The organism is Microbacterium sp. HM-570, from assembly GCF_054165885.1.
In genome coordinates, this window is record NZ_CM135111.1 from 856,988 (window position 1) to 881,747 (window position 24,760).

The window sequence follows — 24,760 nt, forward strand, 5'->3', positions numbered from 1 at the left end:
TCCACGACGTCCTCGCCGTGCTTGGGGGCATCACGGCACGGCGATGAAATCGCGCAACCACTCATCGACTTCGCGCATCACCGCGACATCGATCATTCCCGCAATGTCGAACAACCGTTCTCGTGCGACAGTGCGGGGCTGCTCGGTCATGGCATAGGTCGCGCCGGGCAAGTTGAGGTTCTGCCCGGTGAGCATCACGTGGTTCGGCCAGCCACGGTCACGCGTCGTGCACGGAACGATGATGGCGAGGGTATCCGCCTGCTCCAGGTAGAGGTCGCTCGCAATCACCAGCACGGGCCTGCGGCCGGACTGCTCACGTCCACGGACCGGGTCGAGTTCTGCCCAGACCACCATGCCTCGGCGAAGCTCAGACATCATCGTGCAGCGCGCCTACGGCGAGATCCCACGACGCGAATTCATCCCAGTACCCGGCATCAGCACCGCGAAACGCTCGCCCGAACGACTCCATGCGGCGGCGACGCTCATAGGCATCAAGCAAGCTCTCGATCAGCCCAGCAGCTGGAAGCCCGCGCTCTTTGGCGTCACGGTTGATGCGATCTCTGAGCTCGGTGGACACCTTGATCGTCGTCATACTCATGCACCGAGTATACCAATCGGTATTCGCACAGTGGTACCGATTGAGGGTGCCTGATCGTGGTGGAACTCGACCGTCTGACGATCGCGCGAGACATCCACCACTCGCGGAGCGGCTGGGTGAAGTCGAGAGCAGACAGAGGCGGCTGCGGACTCAGACCATAATCCTGCTCGACGAAAGCGCACAGGTTTGCACTCACAGTCAGAGCGTCAGCCCCCTCCTCCAACCAGCCCCTCAGCGGGTCGACGAGGTCGTCGCATTCTTCGTCATCCTCCGGCCTGTTGTCCGAGTCGACATCGACCCCGAGAAGGTCCCACTCACGAAGCATCTCCGCGATAGTGAGCGACGTACCGTCAAAACGTGATCGCCCCATTGCGTCCACTCAGTTGTTGAAGCGGAACTCCACGACATCGCCATCCTGCATGACGTAATCCTTGCCCTCGAGCCGCGCCTTGCCCTTCGCGCGGGCCTCCAGCACCGAACCGGTCTCGACCAGGTCGTCGAACGAAATGACCTCGGCCTTGATGAAGCCCTTCTCGAAGTCCGTGTGGATCACACCCGCCGCCTGCGGGGCCTTCCAGCCCTTGCCGATCGTCCACGCGCGCGACTCCTTCGGGCCCGCCGTCAGGTACGTCTGCAGGCCGAGCGTGTCGAAGCCGATGCGGGCGAGCTGGGCGATGCCGGACTCTTCCTGACCCGTCGAGGCCAGCAGCTCCGCAGCGTCCTCGGGGTCGAGGCCGATCAATTCGGACTCGATCTTCGCGTCGAGGAAAACGGCCCGGGCCGGCGCGACCAGGGCTTCCAGCTCGGCGAGGCGTGCAGCATCCGTCAGCACGGCTTCGTCGACGTTGAAGACGTAGATATACGGCTTCGAGGTCATCAGCCCGAGCTCTTTGATAGCGGCGAGGTCGAGACCCGCGTGCGACAGCAGGACTCCGCGCTCGAGCGCATCCTTAGCCGCGACCGCCGCTTCGAGCACGGCGGGGTCGGCCTTCTTGCCCTTGACCTCTTTCTCGAGGCGCGGGATCGCCTTCTCGAGGGTCTGCAGGTCGGCCAGCATGAGCTCGGCGTTGATGGTCTCGAGATCGTTCTTCGGGTTGACCGCGCCCTCGACGTGCACGACGTCGTCGTCGGTGAATCCGCGGACGACCTGGGCGATCGCATCCGCTTCACGAATGTTCGCGAGGAACTGGTTGCCGAGCCCCTCCCCCTCGCTGGCGCCGCGGACGATGCCCGCGATGTCGACGAACGAGACCGTGGCGGGCAGGATGCGCTCGCTGCCGAAGATCTCGGCGAGCTTCGTCAGGCGCTTATCCGGCAGGCTCACGACCCCGACGTTCGGCTCGATCGTCGCGAACGGATAGTTCGCCGCGAGCACGTCGTTCTGGGTCAGTGCGTTGAAGAGGGTGGACTTGCCGACGTTGGGCAGGCCGACGATGCCGATAGTGAGAGCCACGGGCATCGAGTCTACGGCGGCGGGCCGGGCGATTCCTCCGAGCTCATGCGCTCAGCCGCGCAGGACGGTCCGGAATGCGTGCGTCACGTACGGCATGTCGATCGAGCCGTCGGCCTCGGGCGATGGATGCTGCGCGACATGCTCGGCCACCTCGCGCTCGATGCGCGCGCGCTCGGCGGGCTCGACCGTGATGACATAGCTCCGCGACCGGACCATGTCGATCGCGGCCTCGGGCGACATCCGCCGCGTCCAGGTCCATTCACGGCGCTCGAGGGTCTCGAACGGCTCGGCCACACGCGGGCCCCCGTCTGCGATGAGCTGCTCGGCGTTGCTGCCGTGCATGATCTCGGTCAGGCGCGCGACCCACGGCACGTTCTCGTCGCGGATGTTCCACACGAGGCCGAGCACGCCGCCGGGCGCGAGGACCCGTCCGATCTCGCGCGACCCTGCTTCGGGATCGACCCAGTGCCACGCCTGGCCGAGAACGACGGCGTCGACGGATGCGTCGGGCAGAGGCATCCGTTCCGCCTGTCCCTCGACGGTCCGCACGTCGGGAAGCCCGGCGCGTAGCTGGTCGAGCATCGCGGCGTCGGGATCGACGGCGACCACGTCAGCCGCGAGCGCGAGCACGGCGCGTGTGAGCTTGCCGGTGCCGGCACCGACGTCGGCGACCCGCAGCGGGGTGCGGGTAGCGACGGGTGCGAGCATCCATTGCACCGCCGCAGCCGGGTACTCGGGGCGACCGGCCTCGTATGTAGCGGCTGCGCGACCGAACGACGTGGACATCTGCTCGCGATCGCTCATGCGCCGAGCCTACGTCGGGCGTCTGCAGCTCGGCCCGCGCCGGGTCGTCGCCACGGCCCGTAAATCGGAAAGGAATATCGCCTGCCGTGGCAGCCATATCGGCGCTCAGGGGGCCTTCCGCGCCCGAGATTCCTTTCAGATTTGCGCCAAGACCCCGAAACCCACCGGCAGCACGGCGCGGCAGGCACGACTCGGGCGAACATCTCGGAGGAGGAACCGAGCCCCGAGCCCCTCAGCGCGCCCCACGAGCACTCACCAGCCCCGTCGCACCTCCGCGATGTTCGGGTGGTGGCCCGGCAGCGCGACACGCCGGGCCTCCTCGCCGAACCCGGCGCGCCTCCGCTCACGCCGGCACCAGCCACGCGAGGGTGGGGACGTGCCCCTGGATTTCACCGCCATCGACTTCGAGACGGCCAATTCCAGTCCCGCGTCCGCGTGCGCCGTCGGTCTGGTCCGGGTTCGCGCCGGCCGCGTCGTCGCGAAAGCCGGGTGGTTGATCCGCCCACCCACGGGATACGACGAGTTCAACCCGTTCAACACGCGCATCCACGGCATCCGGGTCGAGGATGTCGCGGGCTCTGCCGAGTGGACGCACCAACTCGACGCGCTCTGCGCATTCGCCGGCGCCGACGTGCTCGTCGCCCACAACGCCGGGTTCGACATGAACGTCCTCCGCCGCGCGTGCGCCGCCACGGGCGACGATTGCCCTCCGTACCGCTACCTCTGCACGCTGCAACTCGCGCGCAAGTCGTACGTGCTCGACTCGTACCGACTGCCGATCGCCGCAGCCGAAGCCGGCTTCCCGGAGTTCGCACACCACAACGCCACGGCGGACGCCGAAGCGTGCGCACACATCGTCATCGACACCGCGCGGCGGCACGGAGCGACGGATGTCTCGCACCTGGCCGAACTCGCGGGCATCAAGGTGGGCCGGCTCGTGCCGTCGGCACCGGCGCCCGTTTCGGCCGGCCCGACCTTCGCCCCGATCGCGCTCGAGGCCGCCGTCGCCTGAGGCCCGCGCCCGAGGCCGCCGTCGCCAGAGGCCGCCGCATGAGGCCCCTGCCTGAGACCACCGCCCGACTCCTTTGCTCGTCCCTCGAGCCCGGGGCGCGCGGCGCTCCGTGCGATGTCGCACCCCCCTGCCACCATGAGCGCATGGACATTCTGATCCTTCCTCTCCTGCTCGCGACGCTCGTCGTCGGCGCTTTCATCGGCTGGCTCGCGCGCGGTGCTCGGGCACAGACCGACATGGCTGCACTCCGCGCCCGCACGACGGGAGCCGAGTCCCTCGTCGCCGGGCTGCGCGAGCAGCTCCAGCTTCAGCGAGGCGCCGATGCAGAGCGTGCCGAGCGTGAGCGGCGCGACCAGGCGGTGCTGCGCGCTCTCGCGCCCGTGCAGGAGTCGCTCGATCGGATGCAGCGGCAGGTCGTCGACCTCGAACGCGAGCGTGGGGCCCAGTACGGTGCGATCGCCGCGCAGCTGCGGCAATCGGTGGAGTCCGACGAGCAGTTACGGCGCACCACCGAATCACTCGCCGGCGCCTTGCGCTCGAACGGCACGCGGGGTGTCTGGGGCGAGACGGCGCTCCGCCGCGTGGTCGAGGCCGCGGGGCTCACGCGTCACGTCGACTTCACGATCCAGACCTCCGTGACGACGGATGCCGGAACCGGCCGACCCGACATGGTCATCCGGCTGCCCGGCGGCGCTTCGGTGCCCGTCGACGCGAAGGTTCCGCTCGATGCGTACCTCGAGGCATCCGCCATTCCCGTTACCGCGACGGGCGAGCAGGCCGAGCGTCGCCAGTCCCTGCTGCAGCGGCATGTGCGAGCGGTTCGCGCACACGTGGACGCACTGGCAAAAAAGGCGTATTGGACGGGTGTCGAGTCGAGCCCCGAGTTCGTGATCTGTTTCATTCCGAACGAGTCGCTGCTCGCGACCGCGCTCGACGAAGACCCGACCCTGCTCGACTACGCCTTCTCGCGACGGGTCGCGCTCGCGTCCCCGGTCAACCTGTGGGCCGTGCTCAAGACGGTCGCTTTCTCATGGACGCAGCAGGATGTCTCGGCCGAGGCCAAGCGGCTGTTCGAGCTCGGGTCGACCCTGTATCAGCGGCTCGGCGCCCTCGCCGGGCATGCCGACTCGCTGCGCCGCGCGATCGAACGCACGGTCGAGAGCTACAACCGGTTCGCGGGTTCGCTCGAGACGCGGGTCCTGGCGACCGCGCGCCAGTTCCCGGGTATCGACGACACCCGGCTGCTACCCGAGGCCACCTCGATCACGACAACCCCTCGATCCTTGACCTCAGCGGAGCTGATCGACTCTGACGAAGACGGCGACTCCGAAAGCGCCGATCTTGCCGATCAGGCCGAAGACGACGGCGAACCCACGAACACCGCCGCACCGGTCGCGCTCGCCGACCTCGGCGAGCTGCGTGATCGGCTTACGAGCCCCCGCCGGGAATGAGGCTCATGAGGGCGACAACCGTGCCCGAAACGACGACGAATGCGCCGACAAGCCACCAGGCGCTGACCTCGTGTCCCTCTTCGCGACGCACGCGCAGCAACACGTCCTGGCGACGGGCGGGGTCGATCGCATCAGCGACGACGGCCTGGGCGCCGGTCTGCGGGTGAGCAACGCTCGACGATGCTGGACCCGACGCTGAGGCGGGAACCGCCTTCGAATTGGGCGCCGCTGGGGAGCCCTGAACTGCCGTGAAACCCTGTGCAGTCATGCAAAACCGTCCCGTGTGTGCTGTGGATGGATGGACCACCGTCAACGCTGACTGGCACACCCCATCCTGCCAGACCGATCCGAAAAGGGCCCAGAGCCGCGGCCCACCGGAGCGGTCTGCGTTACAACCACTTCGACGTGAGGTGCTCCGACGTGATGCGGCGAAGCGTGCCCGAACGGCCGCGCAACACGACGCTCTCGCTGTAGATGAAGTCGCCCTCGCGCCGCACACCCGCCACCAACTGACCGTCGGTCACGCCCGTTGCGACGAAGATCGTGTTGTCTCCGGTCACGAGCTCGTCGGCCTCATAGACGTAGCCGTCCGTCTTCAGTCCGGCATCCGCGCCCTTCTGCTTTTCGAGGTCATCGCGGGGCCACAACCGACCCTGGATGTGTCCGCCGAGTGCCTTGATGGCACAGGCCGTGACGATGCCCTCCGGGCTGCCGCCGACCCCGACGCACATGTCGGTGCGGGCGTTGTGTCGCGCCGCATTGATCCCGCCGGCAACATCACCGTCGGACATCAGGCGCGTTCCGGCCCCGGCCTCACGGATGTCGGCGATGAGCTGTTCGTGGCGCGGCCGGTTCAGCACCGACACCACCATCTCGTCGATCGGCTTCCCGAGCGCCTTCGAGAGCAGACGGATGTTCTCACCGACCGGAAGACGGATGTCGACCACACCCACGCCCGCGGGCCCCGTCACCAGCTTGTCCATATAGAACACCGACGACGCGTCGAGCATCGTGCCGCGGTCCGAGACGGCGATGACCGAGAGCGCGTTCTGACGACCGGCGGCGGTGAGCGAGGTGCCGTCGATCGGGTCGACCGCGACGTCGCACTGGGGACCTCGGCCGTTGCCGACCTTCTCGCCGTTGAACAGCATGGGCGCTTCGTCCTTCTCGCCCTCGCCGATCACGATGACGCCATCGAAGTTCACCGTCGTGAAGAAGGCCCGCATTGCGTCAACGGCAGCGGCGTCCGCGGCGAGTTTGTCTCCGCGGCCGATGAACGGCACCGCTCGAATCGATGCCGCCTCCGTCGCGCGAACGAGTTCGAGGGCGAGATTTCGATCGGGATGAAGGGGGCTCATGTCGCCGGTGATGCTGACCATGCCGCCAGCCTAACGCCGGCATCGCAGAATACGTCGGGCTTTCGACGGCCCGAACCGCGAAGGAATCGCCCTTCTTTACAGTCACGCAAACCCCGGGGCCGAGCACGCCGATAGCACCGGCCCAGACCCAATACGCGGCCCGATCCGTGGCGCCATCTCCGGGACAGAGAGGCGGGCTTCGCTAGAGTGATAACGCACCCTCCCGATCTGTGAGAGCCGCACCCTCCCGATTCCTAAGGAGCACCTCGATGCCCGTCGCCACCCCCGAGCAGTACGCCGACATGCTGGATCGAGCCAAGGCTGGAGGCTTCGCCTATCCCGCCATCAATGTCTCGAGTTCGCAGACGATCAACTCCGTTCTGCAGGGCCTGACCGAGGCGGGCTCGGACGGCATCCTCCAGGTCACCACGGGCGGTGCCGATTACTTCGCCGGCCAGACCGTCAAGGCCCGCGCCACGGGTGCGCTCGCATTCGCCCGGTTCGTTCACGAGGTCGCCAAGAGCTACCCGATCACGGTCGCCCTGCACACCGACCACTGCCCGAAGGAAGCCCTTCCCGGCTTCGTTCTTCCGCTGATCGAGGCGTCGGAAGAAGAGGTCAAGGCCGGACGCAACCCGATCTTCCAGTCCCACATGTGGGATGGATCGGCCGTGCCCCTCGACGAGAACATCGAGATCGCCGCAGAGCTCCTCCCCCGCATGAAGAACATCAACGCGATCCTCGAGGTCGAGATCGGTGTCGTCGGCGGCGAAGAGGATGGCGTGAAGCACGAAGGGTCCAACGACGCGCTGTACACGACGGTCGCCGACGTGACCAAGGCTGTCGAGTCTCTCGGTCTCGGCGAGAACGGCCGCTACATCGCCGCCCTCACCTTCGGTAACGTGCACGGCGTCTACAAGCCCGGCAACGTCAAGCTCCGCCCTGAGCTGCTCGGTGAGATCCAGGCCGGCATCGCGGCGAAGTTCGGCACCGGAGCGAAGCCCCTCGACCTCGTCTTCCACGGCGGCTCGGGCTCGACGTCCGAAGAGATCGCCCTGGCGGTCTCGAACGGCGTGATCAAGATGAACATCGACACCGACACCCAGTACGCGTTCACGCGCTCGGTCGCGGGCTTCATGTTCAGCAACTACGACGGCGTCCTGAAGGTCGACGGCGAGGTCGGAAACAAGAAGGCCTACGACCCCCGCGCCTGGGGCAAGGTCGCCGAGTCGGCCATGGCCGCGCGTGTCGTCGAGGCAACGCAGCAGCTCGGATCCGCCGGCAAGTCACAGGGCTGATACCCCGCATCTCAACGACCGGATGCCCCGGGCCCGACTCCTCACGAGGACCGAGCCCGGGGCATCCGTCGTCCTACGCCGGCGCGCGGTACCCGTCGAGCAGTCCCGGCGCGCCCTCCGGCGCTGCAATGACCTCGATCTCATCGCCCGGCCGCACGGCGCCGGACCGCACGACACGGAGGTAGGGGCCGAGGCGGCGTTCCGCGGAAAAGCGCTTGACCCATCCTCGTTCGTCAGGCCCGCCGAGCCAGCGGGCGAAGGTCTGGCATGGCGTGCGAGGCATCGTCACTTCGAGCACGAGTGCGTCACCGATACGCCACCGCTCGCCGATGCGCGCGGTGTTGACGTCGAGACCCTCGACCCGCAGGTTTTCGCCGAACCAGCCGGGCGGCAGCTCGCGGTCGAGCTCGCGCTCCCAGTACAGGGCGTCCTCTTGGGCATATGCATAGACGGCCTTGTCGAGTCCGCCGTGGTGTTTGCGGTTGGCCTGCACGTCGCCGCGGATGCCGTAGGGGCCGACCTTCGCGCCACGCGCGACGGGGCGCTTGTCGATGGCGGTCACGCCCGCGGTGCCGGCTTCGGGACGCAGCTGATGGACGACGCAGACGGCGAGCACACGAGGCATCCGCCCATCGTAGGCAACCCAATCCACCGCAGGACCCACTTCAGCGCTGCGTCGGCCTCAAACCGAGGCAAATTGGGACACCCCTCCAGTAGATGTCCCAATTTTCGGCTGTTTGCCGCCCGCTTAGCAAGGGAGAGTGGGACACACACACCAGAAAGTGGGACATGGAGTCGCCGAGGTGGCGTGACGAGCGGGGTCAGCCGACCGAAGAGACCAGCGCGTTCCAGATTGCCGGGTCGCTGAACAGCGGCACCATGAGCAGCACGCTGGCGGTGAGGGTGAATACGACTCCACCGACGAGCGGGATCCACCACGACAGGCGCCCGCGGCGGAGGTTCAACCACGTCAGTGTGGCGGTCAGGAGCCACCCGAGCCCCAGCACGAAGGCGGCGGCGAGGCCCCATCCGCGACCCCCGCCACTGAATTCTGCGTCGACACTCATGACGTCGAGCAATGTGTTGGCGTAGGTGGAGTACTCGGTGAAAGCCGGGATGGATGTGAGGACGTTGAAGAGTCCGTAGCCGAGCAGAGCGAACGTGATGATGCGATCGACCGTACGCGGACGTCGAACGGGACGAGAGGGACCCGATGCGTCCGGCGCCACGGGAGCGGGAGCCCCCGGCTGCAGCGCCGGAGGTGTCGTCGATGCCGAACCGTACGGCGGAGCGGGCGGAACAGGCGCCGTGGGAGTGTCCAGCGACTGCCCGGACGACAGCGCATGGGTGGCATCCGGTTGCTGGATACGAGCCCGCTGCTCTTCGGGCGTGGCGTACTCGCCGTACTCGGGACGTGTCGGACGGTCGGGCGCCGCACCCGTCACGCGGTGGTCCCCCGGCCGCCGAGTGCGCGCTCGTCGCGCTGCCCCGACGAATCGTGTCGGAGCTCCTTCGGGAGCGAGAAGATCAGGTCTTCTTCGGCCGTCTTCACCTGCTCGACATCGCGGTAGCCGGCGGTCGCCAGGTCAGCGAGCACCTGATCGACGAGGACTTCGGGAACGGATGCGCCGCTCGTGACGCCGACGGTCTCAACACCGTCGAACCACTCCTGACGCATCTCGTCGGCGTAATCGACGCGATACGCGGTCTTCGCGCCGTACTCGAGGGCAACCTCGACGAGGCGGACGCTGTTGGAAGAGTTGGCCGAACCGACCACGATGACGAGATCCGCGCCCTTTGCGACCTTCTTGATCGCGACCTGACGGTTCTGGGTGGCATAGCAGATGTCGTCCGAGGGCGGATCCTGCAATTGCGGGAAGCGCGTGCGCAGGCGGCGGACGGTCTCCATCGTCTCGTCGACCGACAGAGTGGTCTGCGAGAGCCACACGACCTTTGAGGGATCGCGCACCTCGATCGTGTCGGCCTCGTCGGGTGAACCGACGAGGGTCACGTGCTCGGGTGCCTCGCCCGCCGTCCCCTCGACCTCTTCGTGGCCCTCGTGACCGATCAGCAGAATCTCGAAGTCGTCACGGGCGAAGCGCACGGCCTCGCGGTGCACCTTGGTGACGAGCGGGCACGTCGCGTCGATCGCCTGCAGACCCCGGTCAGCGGCCGCCGACACGACCGCGGGCGAAACACCGTGCGCACTGAAAACGATGTGCGCGCCGGGCGGAACCTCGTCGACCTCATCGACGAAGATCGCTCCGGCCGCCTCCAGCTCGGTGACGACGTGAACGTTGTGGACGATCTGTTTACGCACGTAAACCGGCGCCCCGAAGCGGTCGAGAGCCTTCTCGACGGCGATGACGGCTCTATCCACACCCGCGCAGTATCCACGGGGTGCAGCCAGCAGCACCCTCTTGTGTCCGTTGACCGGGATATCCTGAAGACGCCCTGCGCGTCCCGGTACTCGGGGCAGGGGCATGCGGACGACGGGGGTGCTCACTCCTCGATTCTACGGGGGCCTACCTGCGCCCCGGCCGGGAGGAGCCAGATGACGGACGCTTCGACGCCGCTCAGCGGAACCGCTTCGAATCAGGTCGGCGGAAAAGCCCCGGCCTCCGCAGGCCCAGCGTTCGCTCCGCCCGGCGGAACGGTGCACCCGCGCGACTCGAGCCCGGATCATCCGTGCTCCGTCTCGGCTCTCGGCACGGTCGTGCGCGACTATGTCGCCAAGCTCGGTTCGCCCTGGATCGAGGGCGAGGTCACCGAGTGGAACGTCCGTAACGTCGGCACCTTCGCCCGCCTACGCGATCTCGAGGGCGATGCGGTCATCTCGCTCACGATCTGGTCGCGCGTGCGCGATCGACTGCCGAAGGACATCAAGCCGGGCGACCACATCATCGTCTGCGCCAAACCCGAGTACCGCCTCAAGTCGGGCGATCTGTCGTACAACGTCTCGTCCGCCCGGCACGTCGGCCTCGGTGACCTCCTCGAGAACCTCGAGCGCCTGCGGTCGAAGCTGCGCGCCGAGGGGCTGTTCGACCCCGACCGCAAACGTCGCCTGCCCTTCCTCCCCCATCTCGTCGGACTCATCACGGCCAAGAATTCGGATGCCGAGAAGGACGTACTTCGCAACGCCGAGCTGCGCTGGCCGCACGTGAACTTCCGCGTCGAGCACGCGACCGTACAGGGCGATCAGTGCGTCCCGTCCGTCCTCGCGGCGCTGCGCAAACTCGACGACGACCCGGCCGTCGACGTGATCGTGATCGCGCGTGGCGGCGGCGATTTCCAGGACCTCCTCGGTTTCAGCGACGAGCGCCTCCTGCGCGCGGTGGCTGAAGCGCGCACCCCGGTGGTGAGCGCGATCGGGCACGACGCCGATCGGCCGCTGCTCGACGAGGTGGCGGACCTGCGAGCATCCACCCCGACCGACGCAGCGAAACGGATCGTCCCCGACGTCGCCGAGCAGCTCGCCATCGTCCGCCAGGTCCGCGGTCGCCTGGCCGCTCGCGTCGCCCAGAAGTTGCAGCACGAGAGCGTGCACCTCGAGCAGCTGCGCTCACGACCGGTCCTCAGGCAGCCCGAACGGATGCTTCAGGATCGGGCGTCCTCGATCGAGCAGCACCTCGCGCGGGGGCGCGCGACGACGACCAGGGCGCTCGCCCGCGGCACGACGGACGTCGCAGAGCTGCGCGCCGGGCTCCGTGCGCTGAGCCCGCAACACACCCTCGATCGGGGATACGCGATCGTCGAGGTCGCCGGTGAGATCGTCCGAGACGCGGCGAGTGCGCCTCAGGGCGCCGATGCCCGCGTGACCGTCGCCCGGGGGCGGTTCGCCGCCACCTCTCTCGGCGAGGTAGAGGCGTGATCGCGCGCCGTAGGATGGACGTATGACCGAGCAGGGAGCCGATATCAGCGCGCTCTCCTTCGAGCAGGCACGGGACGAGCTGCAACAGGTCGTCGCCCGCCTCGAACAAGGCTCTGCAACGCTCGAAGAATCGCTGCGGCTCTGGGAGCGCGGCGAAGCGCTCGCCCGCCGGTGCGAGGACTGGCTCCTCGGCGCGAAACAGCGTCTAGACGCCGCATCCGCTTCGACCGATGCGCCCGCAGCCGGCGGTGACGCGGGATGACGTCGGAGCGCAATCCGCAGCGTGTGGTCGCCGAGCTCGGTCGGCCCGAAACGCCCGACGAGACCGCGGCGCGCAAGGCGGAGTCGTCGCGGGTCTACCGGTCGAGCCAGACGTTTCGCAACCTGATCGCGGCGATCATCGTCACGGTCGTCGTCGTCTTCATCGTCATCTTCGGCGTCCCGCGCGGCGAACTGCCCGAGCGCGAGAGCATCGACCCGGCTCCGATTGCCGAGCAGGCGACGGAAAGCCTGGGCCGGAGCGTCATCGTACCCGCCGTTCCGTCCGACTGGCGCGTCAATGTCGCCGAAGTGTCATCCGACGGGGGGTCATCGTCCTGGTCGATCGCCTACGTGCCCGACGATGAGGGTTTCATCCGGTTCGCGCAAGCTTTCGACACGGACGAAGTGTGGGCACGCAGCGCCCTTGCCGGATCCTCCCCGACCGACTCGGTACAGATCGCCGGCATCGAGTGGGACGTCTTCGAACCGGCCGACCCGAGTCGCGCCGCGAACATCTCGTACGCACTCGGAACGCAAGCGGGCTCCGATTACGTGCTCCTGTACGGTGCGGTGAGCCCCGAACAGGCCGCCGAACTGGCGACGATCGTGGCCTCAGATGTCGAACAACTCCAGGGAGCCAGTCGATGAGCGATAACCCGACGCCCGCACGCGCCTGGGCCGAGATGCTGCGCGGTAACGCGCGCTTCGTGGCCGGTGAGCCCCGACATCCGCGCCAGGATGTCGAACGACGACACCAGACGGCCGCCGCTCAGCGCCCGCGCGCCGCTCTCTTCGGATGCTCGGACTCGCGCCTCGCTGCCGAGATCATCTTCGACAAGGGTCTCGGTGACCTTTTCGTCGTGCGAAACGCGGGCCAGGTCATCTCGGACTCCGTCGTCGGGAGCCTGGAGTACGCTGTCGCGGTGCTCGAGGTGCCCCTGATCGTCGTTCTCGCTCACGACGAGTGCGGTGCCGTGCGCGCCGCGATCGACAGCACGGGCATCGATGCCCCGGCACTGCCCGCGCAGGTATGGCGCCAGATCGCCCCGATCGTTCCGGCCGCACGCCGCGTTCTTGCCGCCGGTGCTGCCCAGGGCGTGACCCCCGCGACGATCGACACCGAGGCCGTCGGCCGCGAACACCTGCGCGCGACGGTCAGCGAGCTGCTGCGGACGTCCGAGCTGATCAGCGAGGCTGTTGCGGAGGGTCGCCTGGCGATCGTGGGGGCCAACTACCGACTTGCCGAGGGCACGGCTGTGCCCGACGTCCTACTGGGCGCCGCGATGGACGCGGACGCCTGAGACCCGGAGGAAACGAAGACGTGACTGATACCGCAGCCGGCACCGAAGCTGGCACCGAGTACCGCATCGAGCACGACACCATGGGCGAGGTGCGGGTTCCCGCGTCCGCGCTCTATGGCGCCCAGACGCAGCGAGCGGTGGAGAACTTCCCGATCTCGGGCGACAGCCTCGACCCCGCTCAGCTGATCGCGCTGGCGCGCATCAAGAAGGCCGCGGCTCTCGCCAACAAGCACCTCGGCACGCTCGACGGTGCGATCGCGGACGCCATCGCGGGCGCGGCGGATGAGGTCATCGGCGGCGGCGCGGCCGATCAGTTCCCGATCGATGTGTACCAGACGGGCAGTGGTACGTCGACGAACATGAACATGAACGAGGTGCTTGCAACGCTCGCCACCCGTTCGCTCGGCTCGCCCGTGCACCCCAACGATCACGTGAACGCCTCGCAGTCCTCCAACGACGTCTTCCCGACGTCGGTGCACGTCGCGGTCACGCAAGAACTCCTGCACGACCTGATCCCCGCGCTCGACTACCTCGCCGTCGCGCTCGAGGCAAAGGCCGAACTCTGGAAGGGCGCGGTCAAGTCGGGCCGCACGCACCTGATGGATGCCACGCCGGTCACTCTCGGCCAGGAGTTCGGCGGCTACGCCCGTCAGATCCGTCTCGGCATCGAGCGTCTGCACGCCGTCGTCCCCCACGTCGCCGAGGTTCCGCTCGGCGGCACCGCCGTCGGCACGGGTATCAACACCCCCGCCGGGTTCTCGCAGAAGGTCCTCGAGCTGCTCGTCGCCGAGACCGGGCTGCCGATCACCGAGGCGCTCGACCACTTCGAGGCTCAGGCCAACCGCGACTCGCTGGTCGAAGCATCCGGCGCGCTCCGCACGATCGCGGTGTCGCTGACGAAGATCAACAACGACCTGCGCTGGATGGGATCGGGGCCCAACACGGGCCTCGGCGAGCTGCACATCCCCGATCTGCAGCCCGGGTCCTCCATCATGCCCGGCAAGGTCAACCCGGTGATTCCCGAGGCAACGCTCATGGTGTGCGCGCGGGTCATCGGCAACGACGCGACGATCGCCTGGGCGGGCGCCTCGGGTGCTTTCGAGCTCAACGTCGCGATCCCCGTCATGGGCACGGCGCTGCTGGAATCGATCCGGCTTCTGGCGAACACGATGCGCGTGTTGGCGGACAAGACGATCGACGGCCTCGAGGCGAACCTCGACCGTGCCGCCGCGTTCGCCGGAATGTCGCCGTCGATCGTCACGCCGCTCAACAAGCTCATCGGATACGAGGCCGCGGCGAAGATCGCCAAGCACTCCGTTGCGAAGGGCATTACTGTCCGCGAAGCGGTCATCGACCTCGGCTACGTATCGCGCGGCGAGATCACGGAAGAGCAGCTGGATGACAAGCTCGACCTGCTCTCCATGACCCACCCCGGATGAGAGCTTCCTTACCCGTGCACACCGGAGTGCAGCGGGACCGGATAATGAGCGCATGACACGCGAGCGGCGGCCGATTCCGGCGAGGGCGCTGATCGTCGGCGCCATTCTGGCCGTCGCGGCGCTCGGTCTCACGATCGTCGGCGGGGTGACCTTTCTTGCTCAGCGGGATCGCACCCTCACCGACATCGACGAACGACTCATCTCGCAGATCGACGCGCTCAACCAGGTGGACGAGCTCCGCGTCGTCGTCGAGGGGGGTGCGGCCGCCGCCACGCAGGACACACCCGACGACTTCACGGATCTCTCGTCGTACCTGCGGGCCGCGGTTTCGCGTCTCATCCCCGGTCGGAACGAAGCGTCTATCGCCGTCATCGACGGCAGGATCGCATTCCGCAGCGCCAACGCCCTGAGTCAGCAGATCGCCGACGATCCGGAGTTCGTGGCCGGGGCCGTTGAACAGGCGCGGCCGGCCGACCAGGCGGTCATCGCGAGCGCCACGATCGACTCGACCGACCTGCGCTACATCGCCGTGCCCACGCCCGTGCCGGGCGATGACCGCGTGGGTGTCTACATCCGGGCCGTCGACGTCACGCGCGAACTCGAGCCCGTTACGCTGTCGCTCCTGACGTACACCGCCGCGGCACTCGCAACGCTCGCCGCGATCGGCATCGTCGGATGGTTCGTCGCCGGACGCATCCTCTCCCCCATCCGCCGCATGCGCGAGACCGCCGATTCCATCACGCCGACCGACCTGCGAGCGCGCATCCCCGCCGACGGCAACGACGATATCTCGGACCTCAGTCGCACGGTGAACTCGATGCTGGACCGCCTCGAGGGGTCGATGGACAACCAGCGCCAGCTGCTCGATGATGTCCGGCACGAGCTCAAGACGCCGATCACGATCGTGCGCGGCCACCTCGAGATGATGGATGTCGCCAACCCGGCGGATGTCGCGAGCACCCGTGACATCGGCATCGCCGAGCTCGATCGCATGACACGTCTCGTGGAGGACATCGACCTGCTCTCGTCCGCCGAGGGCGATCAGTTCGAGATCTCGCTGGTCGACGTCCGCGAGCTGACCGAGCGGATGGGTGACCTGGTGGGCGGGTTCCCGGGGCACAGCTGGAGCGTCGCGGGCATCGCGCGGGGCGTCATCGAGGGCGACTACGACCGCCTGCTGCAGGCCTGGCTCCAGCTCGCCGACAACGCCGCCAAGTACACGCCGCAGGGTTCCCCGATCGAAATCGGCAGCACCCTCGATATCGACACGGTGCATCTGTGGGTTCGGGATCATGGTCCGGGCATCCCGCCAGCGGCACGACGCCGGATCTTTCATCGCTTCGCGCGCGCAGATCACCGTACAGTGGGGGGATCGGGGTTGGGCCTCGCGATCGTCGATGCGATCGCGAAGGCACATCTGGGGACGTGCGCCGTTACTGACACCGATGGGGGCGGCGCGACTTTCACGATCACTCTGCCGATCACGCAGGGACGCAGCGAGCTGCTGCCGTCTCCCGTACGCGCCGGGGACGTGGTGTTGCAGAGGGAGGCAACGGGGTGACGCACATTCTGATCGCGGAGGACGAACCGCGTATTTCCGCATTCGTCAGTCGCGGGCTCGAGGCCGCCGGCTACACGACGACGATCGTCGAGAGCGGTGATTCGGCGCTCGAATTCGCGCTCGGTGGCGATGTCGACCTCGTATTGCTCGATGTCGGACTCCCCGGCATGGACGGGTTCGAGGTCCTTCGTCACCTGCGCGGCCAGGGGGCTAACGTGCCCGTCGTGATGTTGACGGCCCGCAGCAGCACCCGCGATACGGTTCAGGGTCTGGATGCCGGGGCGAACGACTACGTCGCCAAGCCCTTCAAGTTCGACGAACTCCTCGCCCGGGTCCGCTCCCGTCTGCGCGAGAGCGTCAACACCGGATCCATCGGCATCGTCCACGGCGACATCAGCCTCGATCCACTCACACGACGTGCTCGGGCCGGTGGCCGAGAGTTCGATCTGTCCGCCCGCGAGTTCGCCCTCGCCGAGCAGTTCCTGCGGCACCCGGGCCAGGTCCTGAGCCGCGAGCAGCTCCTCAGCCGCGTATGGGGGCTGGACTTCGATCCGGGCTCCAACGTCGTCGACGTGTACGTGCGGTACTTGCGCAGCAAGTTCGGCCCCGAGCACATCGCGACCGTGCGCGGCGCCGGCTACCGCTGGGAGTAAGTCCGCGGCCCGGATTCCCGTCGTCAAGCAAAGGGACGCGGCGACACAGGCGGTCTTTCGCGATCCTCGGTCGTTGAGCGAACCGTAGGTGAGTCGAAACGACACCCCGTCTCGGTCGTTGAGCGAGCCGCGGGCGAGACGAAATGAACCCCCGGTCAACCCCCCGAAGATAAGACATTTTTCATCTCTGACCGGGCCGAATCATCCCTCTGAATGTCGGTGGCCCTCGGCAGAATAAAGGTATGGAAAGCCTCGTCGACACCCTGCGCGAACTGGTCGCGCACGTCGGCGAGGTCGTCGATACGGTGCACCGCGAGGGGCTCGTGGCCGCGGCATCCGACGATGATCAAGCGCTGGTTCTGGAGCTTCTCGGTCGCCTCGGGCGTCGTGCCGATTCGCTGATGATCGAGTCGGTGTCCGAGGTCACGGCGCGATCTGAGTCGGTGGTGCGGGAGGAGCGGCTGACATCGCGACTCGGATGCCGCAGCGTGAGCGAACTCGTGCAGCGGACGACGCGCCTCGGCCCCCAGACCGCCGGTCGCTTCGAGCGCGCGGCACGGGCCACGCGGCAGGGACGCTCGGTCTTCTCGGGTGAACTCGAACCCGCCGCTCTTCCCGCGATGCGCGAGGCCCTTTTGGATGGCGAGGTCGGGCTCGACGGTGTTCTCGCGGTGGCCGAACCCCTCTCATCATTGGTGTCCGGGGTCTCGCGTGAGGCGCTGTTGATTGCCGACCAGGTGCTCGCCGCCGAAGCGCGCGGCGAGGGACCCGACGGTGCACCGCCGCTCTGCGCCGATCTGCTCAAGGTGCAGGCCCGGGTGTGGGCGGTCGTGCTCGATCAAGACGGCGCCGAACCCCGCGAACACCAGGCGTTGCTGAAGCGCGCGGTCACTCTCGGCCCCGCGCGCGATGGGCTCGTGCCTATTCAGGGTCGACTGTTGCCCGAGGTCGCGGCGCAGCTGCAACGCATCTTCGACGCATCCCTCTCGCCGAAGGTCACGGGCGATGGCGTGCGATTCGTCGAAGCGGATGCGTCGGATGCTCCCGCGCCCCTCGATGACCGCCGCCGCCCGCAGAAGCAGCACGACGCGCTCGCCGGTGCACGACACGTCGGGTGCGCCGGAACAATTCAGCGCGTGACTCTGGGTGGCAACGGCCGCATCCTGCGCCTCGGCACGGAAGAGCGCGTGTTCAACCGGTACCAGCGCCGCGCGATCGCGCTGCGCGACGGCGGATGCATCATCCCCGGATGCGGCGTCCCCGCCGGATGGTGCGAAATCCACCACGTCACGGGCCACGCCGAGGGCGGCGCGACCCACACAGACAACGGAGTACTCCTCTGTTGGTACCACCACAGATTCATCGACCGAAACGGCTGGTCGATCCGCATGAACCGCGGCGTACCCGAAGTCCGCGCACCCTCCTGGATCGACGCCCGGATGCTCTGGCGCCCCGTCACCCGCTCCCCCACCCGCCTACGCGACCGGGTCGTCCGACAGACATGAAGCAGGCGATACCTCCTGCGGCTCTTCACGAACGAGGGTGTCACGCTGATCTGTATCCGTCGCCGATAACCCGTATCCGCGCGTCCACCCCTCGCCGCATGCAGCACGCCCACCAGGCCAGAAAGCCGCCCGGCCAGCACGGCCGGAAAACGATGAAGCCCCCGGCGCTTGGGGGGATGCGCCGGGGGCTGAGGCGCGTGATCTGGGGGACGTGCGCCTCGTTCGTCAGCCGCACCCGTCGGGATGGGATGGCTGGCATTTCGATGATCAGCCACGAACTGGGGGGATCTTTTGGCGGATCATCGTCCCGCTCTCGCGGGCATATTCAGATTTCTCTTCCACAAATATGACAAGCGGGAATGAGAGGAGGCGGGGAAGGCGATGAGAGTTCTCTCATGACATTGAATACATCCGCCTTCCCCACCTCCGTCTCGTCAGGCCAGTTCCCCCGCTTCGAGAAGGTCTGTCACGAGAGCCGCGATCTCTGAGCGCTCCGACCTCGACAGCGTGACGTGGCCGAACAGCCCGTGGCCCTTGAGCGTCTCGATAACCGACGCGACGCCATCGTGGCGGCCGACGCGAAGGTTGTCGCGCTGCCCGACATCGTGCGTCAGCACCACCCGCGAGTTCTGACCCATGCGGCTGAGCACCGTCAGCAGCACGTTGCGTTCCAGCGACTGCGCCTCATCCACGATCACGAACGCGTCGTGCAGTGAGCGTCCACGGATGTGCGTGAGCGGCATGACCTCGAGCAGCCCACGCTCGACGACCTCTTCCAGGACGTTGCCCGACACCACCGAACCGAGGGTGTCGAAGACCGCCTGACCCCAGGGGTTCATCTTCTCCGCCTGGTCACCGGGCAGGTAGCCGAGCTCCTGCCCGCCGACGGCGAACAGCGGACGGAAGACGATGATCTTCTTCTGCTGCTGTCGCTCCAGCACCGCTTCGAGGCCCGCGCACAGGGCCAAGGCCGACTTGCCGGTGCCGGCCCGGCCACCGAGCGAGACGATGCCCACCTCCGGGTCCAAGAGCAGGTCGATCGCGATCCGCTGCTCGGCCGAGCGTCCGTGCAGCCCGAACACGTCGCGGTCCCCGCGGACGAGGCGGAACTCCGACGGTCCCGTCATGCGCCCGAGTGCCGACCCTCGCTCCGAGTGGATGATCAGGCCGGTGTTGACCGGCAGACCCGTAACGGTCTCGTGACTACCGACCTCGCTCTCGTAGAGGTCGCTCAGTTCATCGCCCGACAGGTCGATCGAGGCGATTCCAGTCCACCCCGAGTCGACGGCCTGCTCGGCGAGGTACTCCTCCGCCTGGATGCCGAGCGATGCCGCCTTGACGCGCATGGGAAGATCCTTCGAAACGACCGTGACGTGCTGGCCGTCCTGCGCGAGATGCATCGCGATGGCGAGGATGCGGCTGTCGTTATCGGCGAGTCGCATGCCCGAGGGCAGGACGCTCGGGTCGGTGTTGTTGAGTTCGACACGCAGCGTGCCGTCCGCTCCGACCGGCACCGGGAAGTCCAGACGTCCGTGCTCGATCCGGAGTTCGTCGAGGTGACGGAGAGCCTGACGCGCGAAGTATCCGATCTCGGGGTCGTGCCGCTTGCCCTCGAGTTCGGTGATGACGACGACGGGAATCACGACATTGTGTTCGGCGAATCGGAAGTACGCCCGTGGATCGGAGAGCAGGACGGATGTATCGATCACATACGTGCGGAGAGCGGAATCCGACCCGATCGAGTCGGCACCCTCGTAGCTCGTGTCGTGCGTGATCGCCGCGCTGCTGGAAAGCGTGTCCTGCTGGCGTGCTGCCCCTGTGGTCACAACCTGCTCCCGACCCGGGTGAGTACCCGGCATCCGCAAGATCGGCCACCGTGAGGTAGCGAGTCGCACTCTGGTGGCCGACTCGACCGGGCTACTTGCCCGATGAGATGAACGTACGACCGCGACTCTCTCAGCCGCGAATCGACACGCCCCGCCGGAGGTTACGCCTGCGTTAATTCCGCGCGGCTACCAGGTGCGCGCGTGCGCGAAGTCGGCGAGCGCGTCGCCGAGCATGACCATGCTGTCGGCGACGGTGCCGACGTGCGGTGCGATGCGCACGGCACCGCTGCGCGTCGTGCACGTGACGCCGTGGTTGGCGAGCGAGGCGGCGAGAGCCGCGACATCCTGCGTGGGCGGTGCGAGCGTGACGATTCCTGCGCGGTGCACCGCTTCGCGAGGCGTCAGGGTCGGGATGTCGTAGCGCTCCGCGAGGAAGAGGACCTCGCGTGTGCGGGAGGCGAGCGCCTCTTCGATGTGCTCGACGCCGGTATCCAGCACCTCGCGCAGCGATGCCGAGAGACGTGCGGCGGCGATGTGGTCGGGAACGCTGACAGTGAACGCGTTCGCGCCGGACGATACGGGGGGCACGTCATCGATCGGGAGTGCGACATCCGTTCCCGTCGCTCCCGAAAAGACGGGCGTGAGCTCCGCGAGCGCACGGTCGCTGAACCAGGCGAAACCCGTGCCGCGGCCGGCACGCAGCCATTTGTAGCCGTTGCCGCATACGACGTCGGCCGCTTGGTAGTCCGCGGCGACCATTCCGAAACCCTGCACGGCGTCGACGATCAGCAGGCGATCGCCGATGACATCGCGGATCCCGGCAAGATCCGCACGGTACCCCGTCCGGAAGTCGACGAGGCTCACCGCGACCGCGGCCGTGGAGGACGTGATCGCGTCGCGCACGACCTCGGGCGTGACATAGCCCGCCGGCGGATCGATCCACTGCGGATCGACGACGTGCAGAGCCTCGTGTGCGCGGGTAGCGGCGACGGTGAGGCTCGGGTACTCGCCCCGAGAGAGCACCAACCCACCGGTGACTCCGAAGACCGCCTGCATGATCCCGTGCGTCGTGGATGGTTGCAGGGTGACGTTGTCTACGTTGCCACCCAGCAACTCGGCAACCAGGGAACGAGCGGATGCGGCGTGCTCTACGACGTTGTCGATGCTCGATCGGCGACCCGTCGCGAGAAGTTCCAGGTCGGCGGTGTTCTCTTGACGCACCGCGGGCGACAACGGACCGAACGACGCCCAGTCCAGATAGCCGGGCTCGAGGTCGAACGACGCCCCGTAATCCTCGATGGTTGCCACCGACCTATTCTGCCACGCCGAAAGCGGCGCAGGTCAGCTACCGAATCGGCGCTCTCGCCGGGCGTAGTCGCGGATCGCACGCAAGAAGTCGACCTCGCGCAGATCGGGCCCCAACGCCTCGACGAAATAGAACTCGCTGTGAGCGCTCTGCCACAGCAGGAAGTCGCTGAGGCGCTGCTCTCCCGAGGTACGGATCACAAGGTCCGGGTCGGGCTGTCCGCCGGTGTACAGGTGCTCACCGATCTGCTCGGGCGTGAGGCTGGCGGCCAGCTCCTCCAACGACCCCCCACCCTCGTCGTGCTTGGCGATGATGCTCCGCACGGCGTCCACGATCTCGCTGCGTCCGCCGTAACCGACCGCCAGGTTGACATGCATCCCCGTGTTGCCGCGCGTGCGTTCGCTCGCCTCGTGCAGCACACGCGCCAGGCCCGGCGGCAGGTTCTCGGAGCGCCCCACGTGTTGCACACGCCAGTCCCGCTCGCGCGAGAGCTCATCTGCCAGCTCGGCGATGATGTCGAGCAGGTCCGCGAGTTCACGCGACTCACGCTTGGCGAGGTTGTCGTGCGAGAGCAGGTACAACGACACCACGCGTACCCCGACGTCGTCGCACCAGGTCAGAAATTCGCGCATCTTCGCCGCGCCGGCGCGATGACCGTGGGCAGCCGAGTCGTAGCCCAGTTGACGGGCCCACCGACGGTTTCCATCGATCATCATCGCCACGTGATGCGGCACCGGGTCGTCACGCAGGCTCCGGCGCAGACGCCCCGTGTAGAGACGGTACAGCGGCCCACGCCCCTGGTTCGACCCGCCCGTGCTCACCCCCCTACGGTAACGCTTACGCTGGAGGCGTGAGCCGTCGCCCGCGATCCCACTCCCCCGAAGTCCCGTCGCTGCCTCTGATGGAGGCGGCCGCCGTCGACGCGCATATCGACATCCGGCCGACCTGGCGCGGCTGGATCCACGCGGCCACCTTCCCCCTCGCGATCGTCGCGGGCATCGTCCTGATCGTCCTCGCCGAGGGCACCACCGCGAAGTGGGCGTCAGCGATCTTCCTCGCCACGTCGATGCTGTTGTTCGGCACCTCGGCGCTGTATCACCGCTTCGATTGGAGCACCCGCGCGAAGGGTGTGCTGAAGCGGATCGACCACGCCAACATCTTCCTGCTCATCGCGGGAACCTACACGCCGATCTCGGTGCTCGCGCTTCCCCCCGCGAAGTCGACGCTGCTGCTGTCGCTGGTGTGGGGCGGAGCGCTCATCGGCATCCTGTTCCGAGTCTTCTGGGTCGGCGCGCCTCGCTGGCTCTACGTCGCCCTCTATCTCGTGCTGGGCTGGGCCGCCCTCATGTATATCGGTGACCTCTTCGCGGCCAACGCGATCATGATGACGCTGGTGCTCGTCGGCGGGCTGCTCTACACGGTCGGCGCTATCGTCTACGCGCTCAAGCGCCCCAACCCGTGGCCCGGGCATTTCGGATTCCACGAGATCTTCCATGTGTGCACGGTGCTCGCGTTCCTCTGCCACTGGACCGCGGCGCTGATCATCGCGCTGGACCCCGTCTACGGCTGACGCCCGACAGCCGCCGTACCCTCACACGCGGGGCGGGGCGTCCCCGTCTGCGCGATCGTGGACGTCGTCTGCGCCATCGACGAACTGATCGTCGGTGTCCGATGCCTCGACGGCCGCTGCAGCCTGCTGTTCGGCATCGAGTTCCGCGTCGATCTCGGCACGGTAGCGGGCACGACGGATGCGACGCTGCATGTCCCACACCAGCAGCACCACGGCGACGACCAAGACGGCGACGACCGCGAAGCCCAGGAATCCGGGTGTGACGAGTTCAGGATCCGGCTCAACGACCGGTGTCGGTGAGGGCGTAGCGATCGAGACGATCCACGAGAACGCGAGCATGGGGTCCTTCCGCACGGCGACCGATCCCGAGATGGCACGGGCGGCACCCGGCAACGCATAGCCTGGTACTACTAGCCTAACCAGTCCATGAGCCAGTCGCCGAGCCGGAAGAGAGGGGCCAGACGATGACGATCCAAGCCCGTCTCGACGAGCGGTACGGTCGCGGCCGGAACGGCCGGCGTCGATTGTTCGCCTGGATCACGGTCGGTGTGCTCGCCGTCGCCACGACGGGCGCGCTCGCGTGGTCGACGGTGTCGACGGCGGCATCGGATGTCGACGCAGATGTCCTGGGATTCTCGCTCGTGGATCAGTACACGGCGACCGTGTCTTTCCAGATCACCGGACAGGCAGATCGCGAAATCGCGTGTGCGATCGAAGCCCTCGACGAGGACTTCGGAATCGTCGGGTGGAAGGTCGTCGTGTACCCCCCGAGCGGCGAGGAAGCGCGGGCTTACGAGGTATCCGTCCCCACCGTCGGGCTCGCGACGACCGGTTTGGTGAACTCCTGCTGGCTCCCCTAGGCTGACCGGATTACAGCGTGCGCCCTGGCTCGATGCCGGGGCGTTCGGTATATGGGCGACGTGATGCCCTGAACCCTTACCGCTCCGGCACGAACACGAACCACAGAAGGAGAACGCCGTGTCCACCGACGCACCCGTGACCTTCCTCACGCAGGACGCCTACGACCGCCTCGACGCAGAACTCGAGACGCTCGCGACGGACGGCCGCGAAGAGATCGCCAAGCGCATCGAATCTGCCCGCGAAGAGGGCGATCTCAAAGAGAACGGCGGATACCACGCAGCCAAAGACGAGCAGGGACGCATCGAGGCGCGCATCCGCAACCTGCAGCAGCTGCTGAAAACCGCGGTTGTCGGCGATGCCCCGACCTCGACCGGCACGGTCGTGCCGGGAACCGTCGTGACGGCGAAGGTCGCCGGGCGCGAACTGCGCTTCCTCCTGGCCAACCGCGAGCTGGCCTCGGACTCGTCCCTCGACGTCTACAGCGAGGCGAGCCCGATCGGCGCCGCCATTCTCGGCAAGAACGAGGGCGACACGACGAGCTATGCAACGCCCAACGGTCGCGAGATGACCGTCGAGATCATCAAGGTCGAGACCTACACCGGCCAGTAGCCCCCGGGAGCGTCATTTCGTCT

The 24,760-nt window shown here is 67.4% G+C and carries 27 protein-coding genes; 14 read left to right on the top strand and 13 right to left on the bottom strand.

The genetic code is table 11. The features are described from left to right. Positions 1–30: 30 nt before the first annotated feature. The 4 genes from ACT9TC_RS04010 to ACT9TC_RS04025 all read right to left on the bottom strand — a co-directional run bounded on the left by ACT9TC_RS04010 (position 31) and on the right by ACT9TC_RS04025 (position 2,855). The gene (locus tag ACT9TC_RS04010; RefSeq protein WP_458042140.1) at positions 31–378 is read right to left on the bottom strand and encodes a type II toxin-antitoxin system PemK/MazF family toxin; all 348 of its coding nucleotides are present in this window, start codon (positions 376–378) and stop codon (positions 31–33) included. Next, on the bottom strand, positions 368–598 hold the full coding sequence (locus tag ACT9TC_RS04015; protein WP_458042141.1) for a hypothetical protein: 231 nt from the start codon (positions 596–598) through the stop codon (positions 368–370). The genes ACT9TC_RS04010 and ACT9TC_RS04015 overlap by 11 nt, the downstream gene beginning before the upstream one ends. 379 nt (positions 599–977) lie before the next feature. After that, positions 978–2,051 carry a redox-regulated ATPase YchF gene (gene ychF / locus ACT9TC_RS04020; RefSeq protein WP_458042142.1) on the bottom strand — a complete coding sequence of 358 codons (1,074 nt, stop codon included), beginning with the start codon at positions 2,049–2,051 and terminating at the stop codon, positions 978–980. A 51-nt stretch (positions 2,052–2,102) separates the two neighbouring features. After that, on the bottom strand, positions 2,103–2,855 hold the full coding sequence (locus tag ACT9TC_RS04025; RefSeq protein WP_458042143.1) for a class I SAM-dependent methyltransferase: 753 nt from the start codon (positions 2,853–2,855) through the stop codon (positions 2,103–2,105). 376 nt (positions 2,856–3,231) lie between these two features. On the opposite strand from ACT9TC_RS04025, the gene ACT9TC_RS04030 reads away from it, so the two are divergent. Both ACT9TC_RS04030 and ACT9TC_RS04035 read left to right on the top strand, forming a co-directional pair. Beyond that, the gene (locus ACT9TC_RS04030) at positions 3,232–3,867 is read left to right on the top strand and encodes a 3'-5' exonuclease (RefSeq protein ID WP_458042144.1); all 636 of its coding nucleotides are present in this window, start codon (positions 3,232–3,234) and stop codon (positions 3,865–3,867) included. Positions 3,868–4,010: 143 nt separating this feature from the next. Further along, positions 4,011–5,318, top strand: coding sequence for a DNA recombination protein RmuC (locus tag ACT9TC_RS04035; RefSeq protein ID WP_458042145.1), 1,308 nt, complete (start codon positions 4,011–4,013; stop codon positions 5,316–5,318). Here the strand turns inward: ACT9TC_RS04035 and ACT9TC_RS04040 are convergent. Both ACT9TC_RS04040 and glpX read right to left on the bottom strand, forming a co-directional pair. Further along, positions 5,296–5,586: a hypothetical protein gene (locus ACT9TC_RS04040; protein WP_458042146.1), complete on the bottom strand. Its 291-nt coding sequence runs from the start codon at positions 5,584–5,586 to the stop codon at positions 5,296–5,298. The two genes, ACT9TC_RS04035 and ACT9TC_RS04040, sit on opposite strands and share 23 nt — an antisense overlap. A 121-nt stretch (positions 5,587–5,707) precedes the next feature. Then, positions 5,708–6,697, bottom strand: a complete 990-nt coding sequence (gene glpX, locus ACT9TC_RS04045; RefSeq protein ID WP_458042147.1) for a class II fructose-bisphosphatase — start codon at positions 6,695–6,697, stop codon at positions 5,708–5,710. Positions 6,698–6,945: 248 nt separating this feature from the next. Between glpX and fbaA the strand changes: the two genes are divergently transcribed. Further along, a complete protein-coding gene (gene fbaA / locus ACT9TC_RS04050) occupies positions 6,946–7,974 on the top strand; it encodes a class II fructose-bisphosphate aldolase (protein WP_458042148.1) in 1,029 nt (342 codons plus the stop codon). Positions 7,975–8,047: 73 nt separating this feature from the next. On the opposite strand, the gene ACT9TC_RS04055 is transcribed toward fbaA, so the two are convergent. The 3 genes from ACT9TC_RS04055 to ACT9TC_RS04065 all read right to left on the bottom strand — a co-directional run bounded on the left by ACT9TC_RS04055 (position 8,048) and on the right by ACT9TC_RS04065 (position 10,459). Beyond that, positions 8,048–8,599, bottom strand: a complete 552-nt coding sequence (locus tag ACT9TC_RS04055; RefSeq protein WP_458042149.1) for an MOSC domain-containing protein — start codon at positions 8,597–8,599, stop codon at positions 8,048–8,050. 196 nt (positions 8,600–8,795) lie between these two features. Continuing rightward, positions 8,796–9,419: a DUF6264 family protein gene (locus ACT9TC_RS04060; protein WP_458042150.1), complete on the bottom strand. Its 624-nt coding sequence runs from the start codon at positions 9,417–9,419 to the stop codon at positions 8,796–8,798. Beyond that, complete coding sequence (locus ACT9TC_RS04065; protein ID WP_458042856.1) at positions 9,416–10,459, bottom strand: 4-hydroxy-3-methylbut-2-enyl diphosphate reductase; 1,044 nt, start codon at positions 10,457–10,459, stop codon at positions 9,416–9,418. The genes ACT9TC_RS04060 and ACT9TC_RS04065 overlap by 4 nt, the downstream gene beginning before the upstream one ends. Before the next feature lie 69 nt (positions 10,460–10,528). On the opposite strand from ACT9TC_RS04065, the gene xseA reads away from it, so the two are divergent. The 8 genes from xseA (at position 10,529) to ACT9TC_RS04105 (ending at position 18,565) form a co-directional block, all read left to right on the top strand. Next, complete coding sequence (gene xseA / locus ACT9TC_RS04070) at positions 10,529–11,845, top strand: exodeoxyribonuclease VII large subunit (protein WP_458042151.1); 1,317 nt, start codon at positions 10,529–10,531, stop codon at positions 11,843–11,845. Positions 11,846–11,867: 22 nt separating this feature from the next. Next, positions 11,868–12,107, top strand: a complete 240-nt coding sequence (locus tag ACT9TC_RS04075) for an exodeoxyribonuclease VII small subunit (RefSeq protein ID WP_036294707.1) — start codon at positions 11,868–11,870, stop codon at positions 12,105–12,107. Then, positions 12,104–12,754 (top strand): DUF4245 family protein, encoded by a 651-nt coding sequence (locus ACT9TC_RS04080; protein WP_458042152.1) that lies wholly within the window; start codon positions 12,104–12,106, stop codon positions 12,752–12,754. The genes ACT9TC_RS04075 and ACT9TC_RS04080 overlap by 4 nt, the downstream gene beginning before the upstream one ends. Next, complete coding sequence (locus ACT9TC_RS04085; RefSeq protein ID WP_458042153.1) at positions 12,751–13,407, top strand: carbonic anhydrase; 657 nt, start codon at positions 12,751–12,753, stop codon at positions 13,405–13,407. Before ACT9TC_RS04080 ends, ACT9TC_RS04085 begins: the two co-directional genes overlap by 4 nt. Positions 13,408–13,427: 20 nt before the next feature. Further along, complete coding sequence (locus tag ACT9TC_RS04090) at positions 13,428–14,846, top strand: class II fumarate hydratase (protein ID WP_458042154.1); 1,419 nt, start codon at positions 13,428–13,430, stop codon at positions 14,844–14,846. A gap of 52 nt (positions 14,847–14,898) precedes the next feature. Beyond that, positions 14,899–16,407, top strand: coding sequence for a sensor histidine kinase (locus ACT9TC_RS04095; RefSeq protein WP_458042155.1), 1,509 nt, complete (start codon positions 14,899–14,901; stop codon positions 16,405–16,407). Then, a complete protein-coding gene (locus ACT9TC_RS04100; protein ID WP_458042156.1) occupies positions 16,404–17,060 on the top strand; it encodes a response regulator transcription factor in 657 nt (218 codons plus the stop codon). Before ACT9TC_RS04095 ends, ACT9TC_RS04100 begins: the two co-directional genes overlap by 4 nt. A gap of 242 nt (positions 17,061–17,302) precedes the next feature. Continuing rightward, positions 17,303–18,565, top strand: a complete 1,263-nt coding sequence (locus tag ACT9TC_RS04105) for a DUF222 domain-containing protein (protein WP_458042157.1) — start codon at positions 17,303–17,305, stop codon at positions 18,563–18,565. 434 nt (positions 18,566–18,999) lie between these two features. Here the strand turns inward: ACT9TC_RS04105 and ACT9TC_RS04110 are convergent, their stop codons facing one another. From ACT9TC_RS04110 to ACT9TC_RS04120, 3 genes are all read right to left on the bottom strand, one after another. Next, positions 19,000–20,340 (bottom strand): PhoH family protein, encoded by a 1,341-nt coding sequence (locus ACT9TC_RS04110; protein ID WP_458042857.1) that lies wholly within the window; start codon positions 20,338–20,340, stop codon positions 19,000–19,002. A 237-nt stretch (positions 20,341–20,577) separates the two neighbouring features. Beyond that, positions 20,578–21,699 carry an aminotransferase class V-fold PLP-dependent enzyme gene (locus tag ACT9TC_RS04115; RefSeq protein WP_458042158.1) on the bottom strand — a complete coding sequence of 374 codons (1,122 nt, stop codon included), beginning with the start codon at positions 21,697–21,699 and terminating at the stop codon, positions 20,578–20,580. A 33-nt stretch (positions 21,700–21,732) separates the two neighbouring features. Further along, positions 21,733–22,518, bottom strand: a complete 786-nt coding sequence (locus ACT9TC_RS04120; protein WP_458042159.1) for an isoprenyl transferase — start codon at positions 22,516–22,518, stop codon at positions 21,733–21,735. Between the two features lie 80 nt (positions 22,519–22,598). Between ACT9TC_RS04120 and trhA the strand changes: the two genes are divergently transcribed. Then, a complete protein-coding gene (gene trhA / locus ACT9TC_RS04125; RefSeq protein ID WP_458042858.1) occupies positions 22,599–23,267 on the top strand; it encodes a PAQR family membrane homeostasis protein TrhA in 669 nt (222 codons plus the stop codon). A gap of 21 nt (positions 23,268–23,288) precedes the next feature. On the opposite strand, the gene ACT9TC_RS04130 is transcribed toward trhA, so the two are convergent. Next, entirely contained in the window at positions 23,289–23,660 is a 372-nt protein-coding gene (locus ACT9TC_RS04130; RefSeq protein WP_458042160.1) for a hypothetical protein, read from the bottom strand. 71 nt (positions 23,661–23,731) lie between these two features. Between ACT9TC_RS04130 and ACT9TC_RS04135 the strand changes: the two genes are divergently transcribed. Beyond that, positions 23,732–24,127, top strand: coding sequence for a DUF4307 domain-containing protein (locus tag ACT9TC_RS04135; RefSeq protein ID WP_458042161.1), 396 nt, complete (start codon positions 23,732–23,734; stop codon positions 24,125–24,127). Positions 24,128–24,245: 118 nt separating this feature from the next. Next, a complete protein-coding gene (gene greA / locus ACT9TC_RS04140) occupies positions 24,246–24,737 on the top strand; it encodes a transcription elongation factor GreA (RefSeq protein ID WP_458042162.1) in 492 nt (163 codons plus the stop codon). The last annotated feature ends 23 nt before the right edge of the window (positions 24,738–24,760 follow it).

Excerpts from the sequence above, each read along its gene's own strand:
- ACT9TC_RS04010 (WP_458042140.1), bottom strand. The coding sequence starts at position 378 with ATGATGTCTGAGCTTCGCCGAGGCATGGTGGTCTGGGCAGAACTCGAC.
- ACT9TC_RS04015 (WP_458042141.1), bottom strand. The coding sequence starts at position 598 with ATGAGTATGACGACGATCAAGGTGTCCACCGAGCTCAGAGATCGCATC.
- ACT9TC_RS04025 (WP_458042143.1), bottom strand. The coding sequence starts at position 2,855 with ATGAGCGATCGCGAGCAGATGTCCACGTCGTTCGGTCGCGCAGCCGCT.
- ACT9TC_RS04035 (WP_458042145.1), top strand. The coding sequence starts at position 4,011 with ATGGACATTCTGATCCTTCCTCTCCTGCTCGCGACGCTCGTCGTCGGC.
- ACT9TC_RS04040 (WP_458042146.1), bottom strand. The coding sequence starts at position 5,586 with ATGACTGCACAGGGTTTCACGGCAGTTCAGGGCTCCCCAGCGGCGCCC.
- glpX (WP_458042147.1), bottom strand. The coding sequence starts at position 6,697 with ATGGTCAGCATCACCGGCGACATGAGCCCCCTTCATCCCGATCGAAAT.
- fbaA (WP_458042148.1), top strand. The coding sequence starts at position 6,946 with ATGCCCGTCGCCACCCCCGAGCAGTACGCCGACATGCTGGATCGAGCC.
- ACT9TC_RS04055 (WP_458042149.1), bottom strand. The coding sequence starts at position 8,599 with ATGCCTCGTGTGCTCGCCGTCTGCGTCGTCCATCAGCTGCGTCCCGAA.
- ACT9TC_RS04065 (WP_458042856.1), bottom strand. The coding sequence starts at position 10,459 with ATGCCCCTGCCCCGAGTACCGGGACGCGCAGGGCGTCTTCAGGATATC.
- xseA (WP_458042151.1), top strand. The coding sequence starts at position 10,529 with ATGACGGACGCTTCGACGCCGCTCAGCGGAACCGCTTCGAATCAGGTC.
- ACT9TC_RS04075 (WP_036294707.1), top strand. The coding sequence starts at position 11,868 with ATGACCGAGCAGGGAGCCGATATCAGCGCGCTCTCCTTCGAGCAGGCA.
- ACT9TC_RS04080 (WP_458042152.1), top strand. The coding sequence starts at position 12,104 with ATGACGTCGGAGCGCAATCCGCAGCGTGTGGTCGCCGAGCTCGGTCGG.
- ACT9TC_RS04085 (WP_458042153.1), top strand. The coding sequence starts at position 12,751 with ATGAGCGATAACCCGACGCCCGCACGCGCCTGGGCCGAGATGCTGCGC.
- ACT9TC_RS04095 (WP_458042155.1), top strand. The coding sequence starts at position 14,899 with ATGACACGCGAGCGGCGGCCGATTCCGGCGAGGGCGCTGATCGTCGGC.
- ACT9TC_RS04105 (WP_458042157.1), top strand. The coding sequence starts at position 17,303 with ATGGAAAGCCTCGTCGACACCCTGCGCGAACTGGTCGCGCACGTCGGC.
- trhA (WP_458042858.1), top strand. The coding sequence starts at position 22,599 with ATGGAGGCGGCCGCCGTCGACGCGCATATCGACATCCGGCCGACCTGG.
- ACT9TC_RS04135 (WP_458042161.1), top strand. The coding sequence starts at position 23,732 with ATGACGATCCAAGCCCGTCTCGACGAGCGGTACGGTCGCGGCCGGAAC.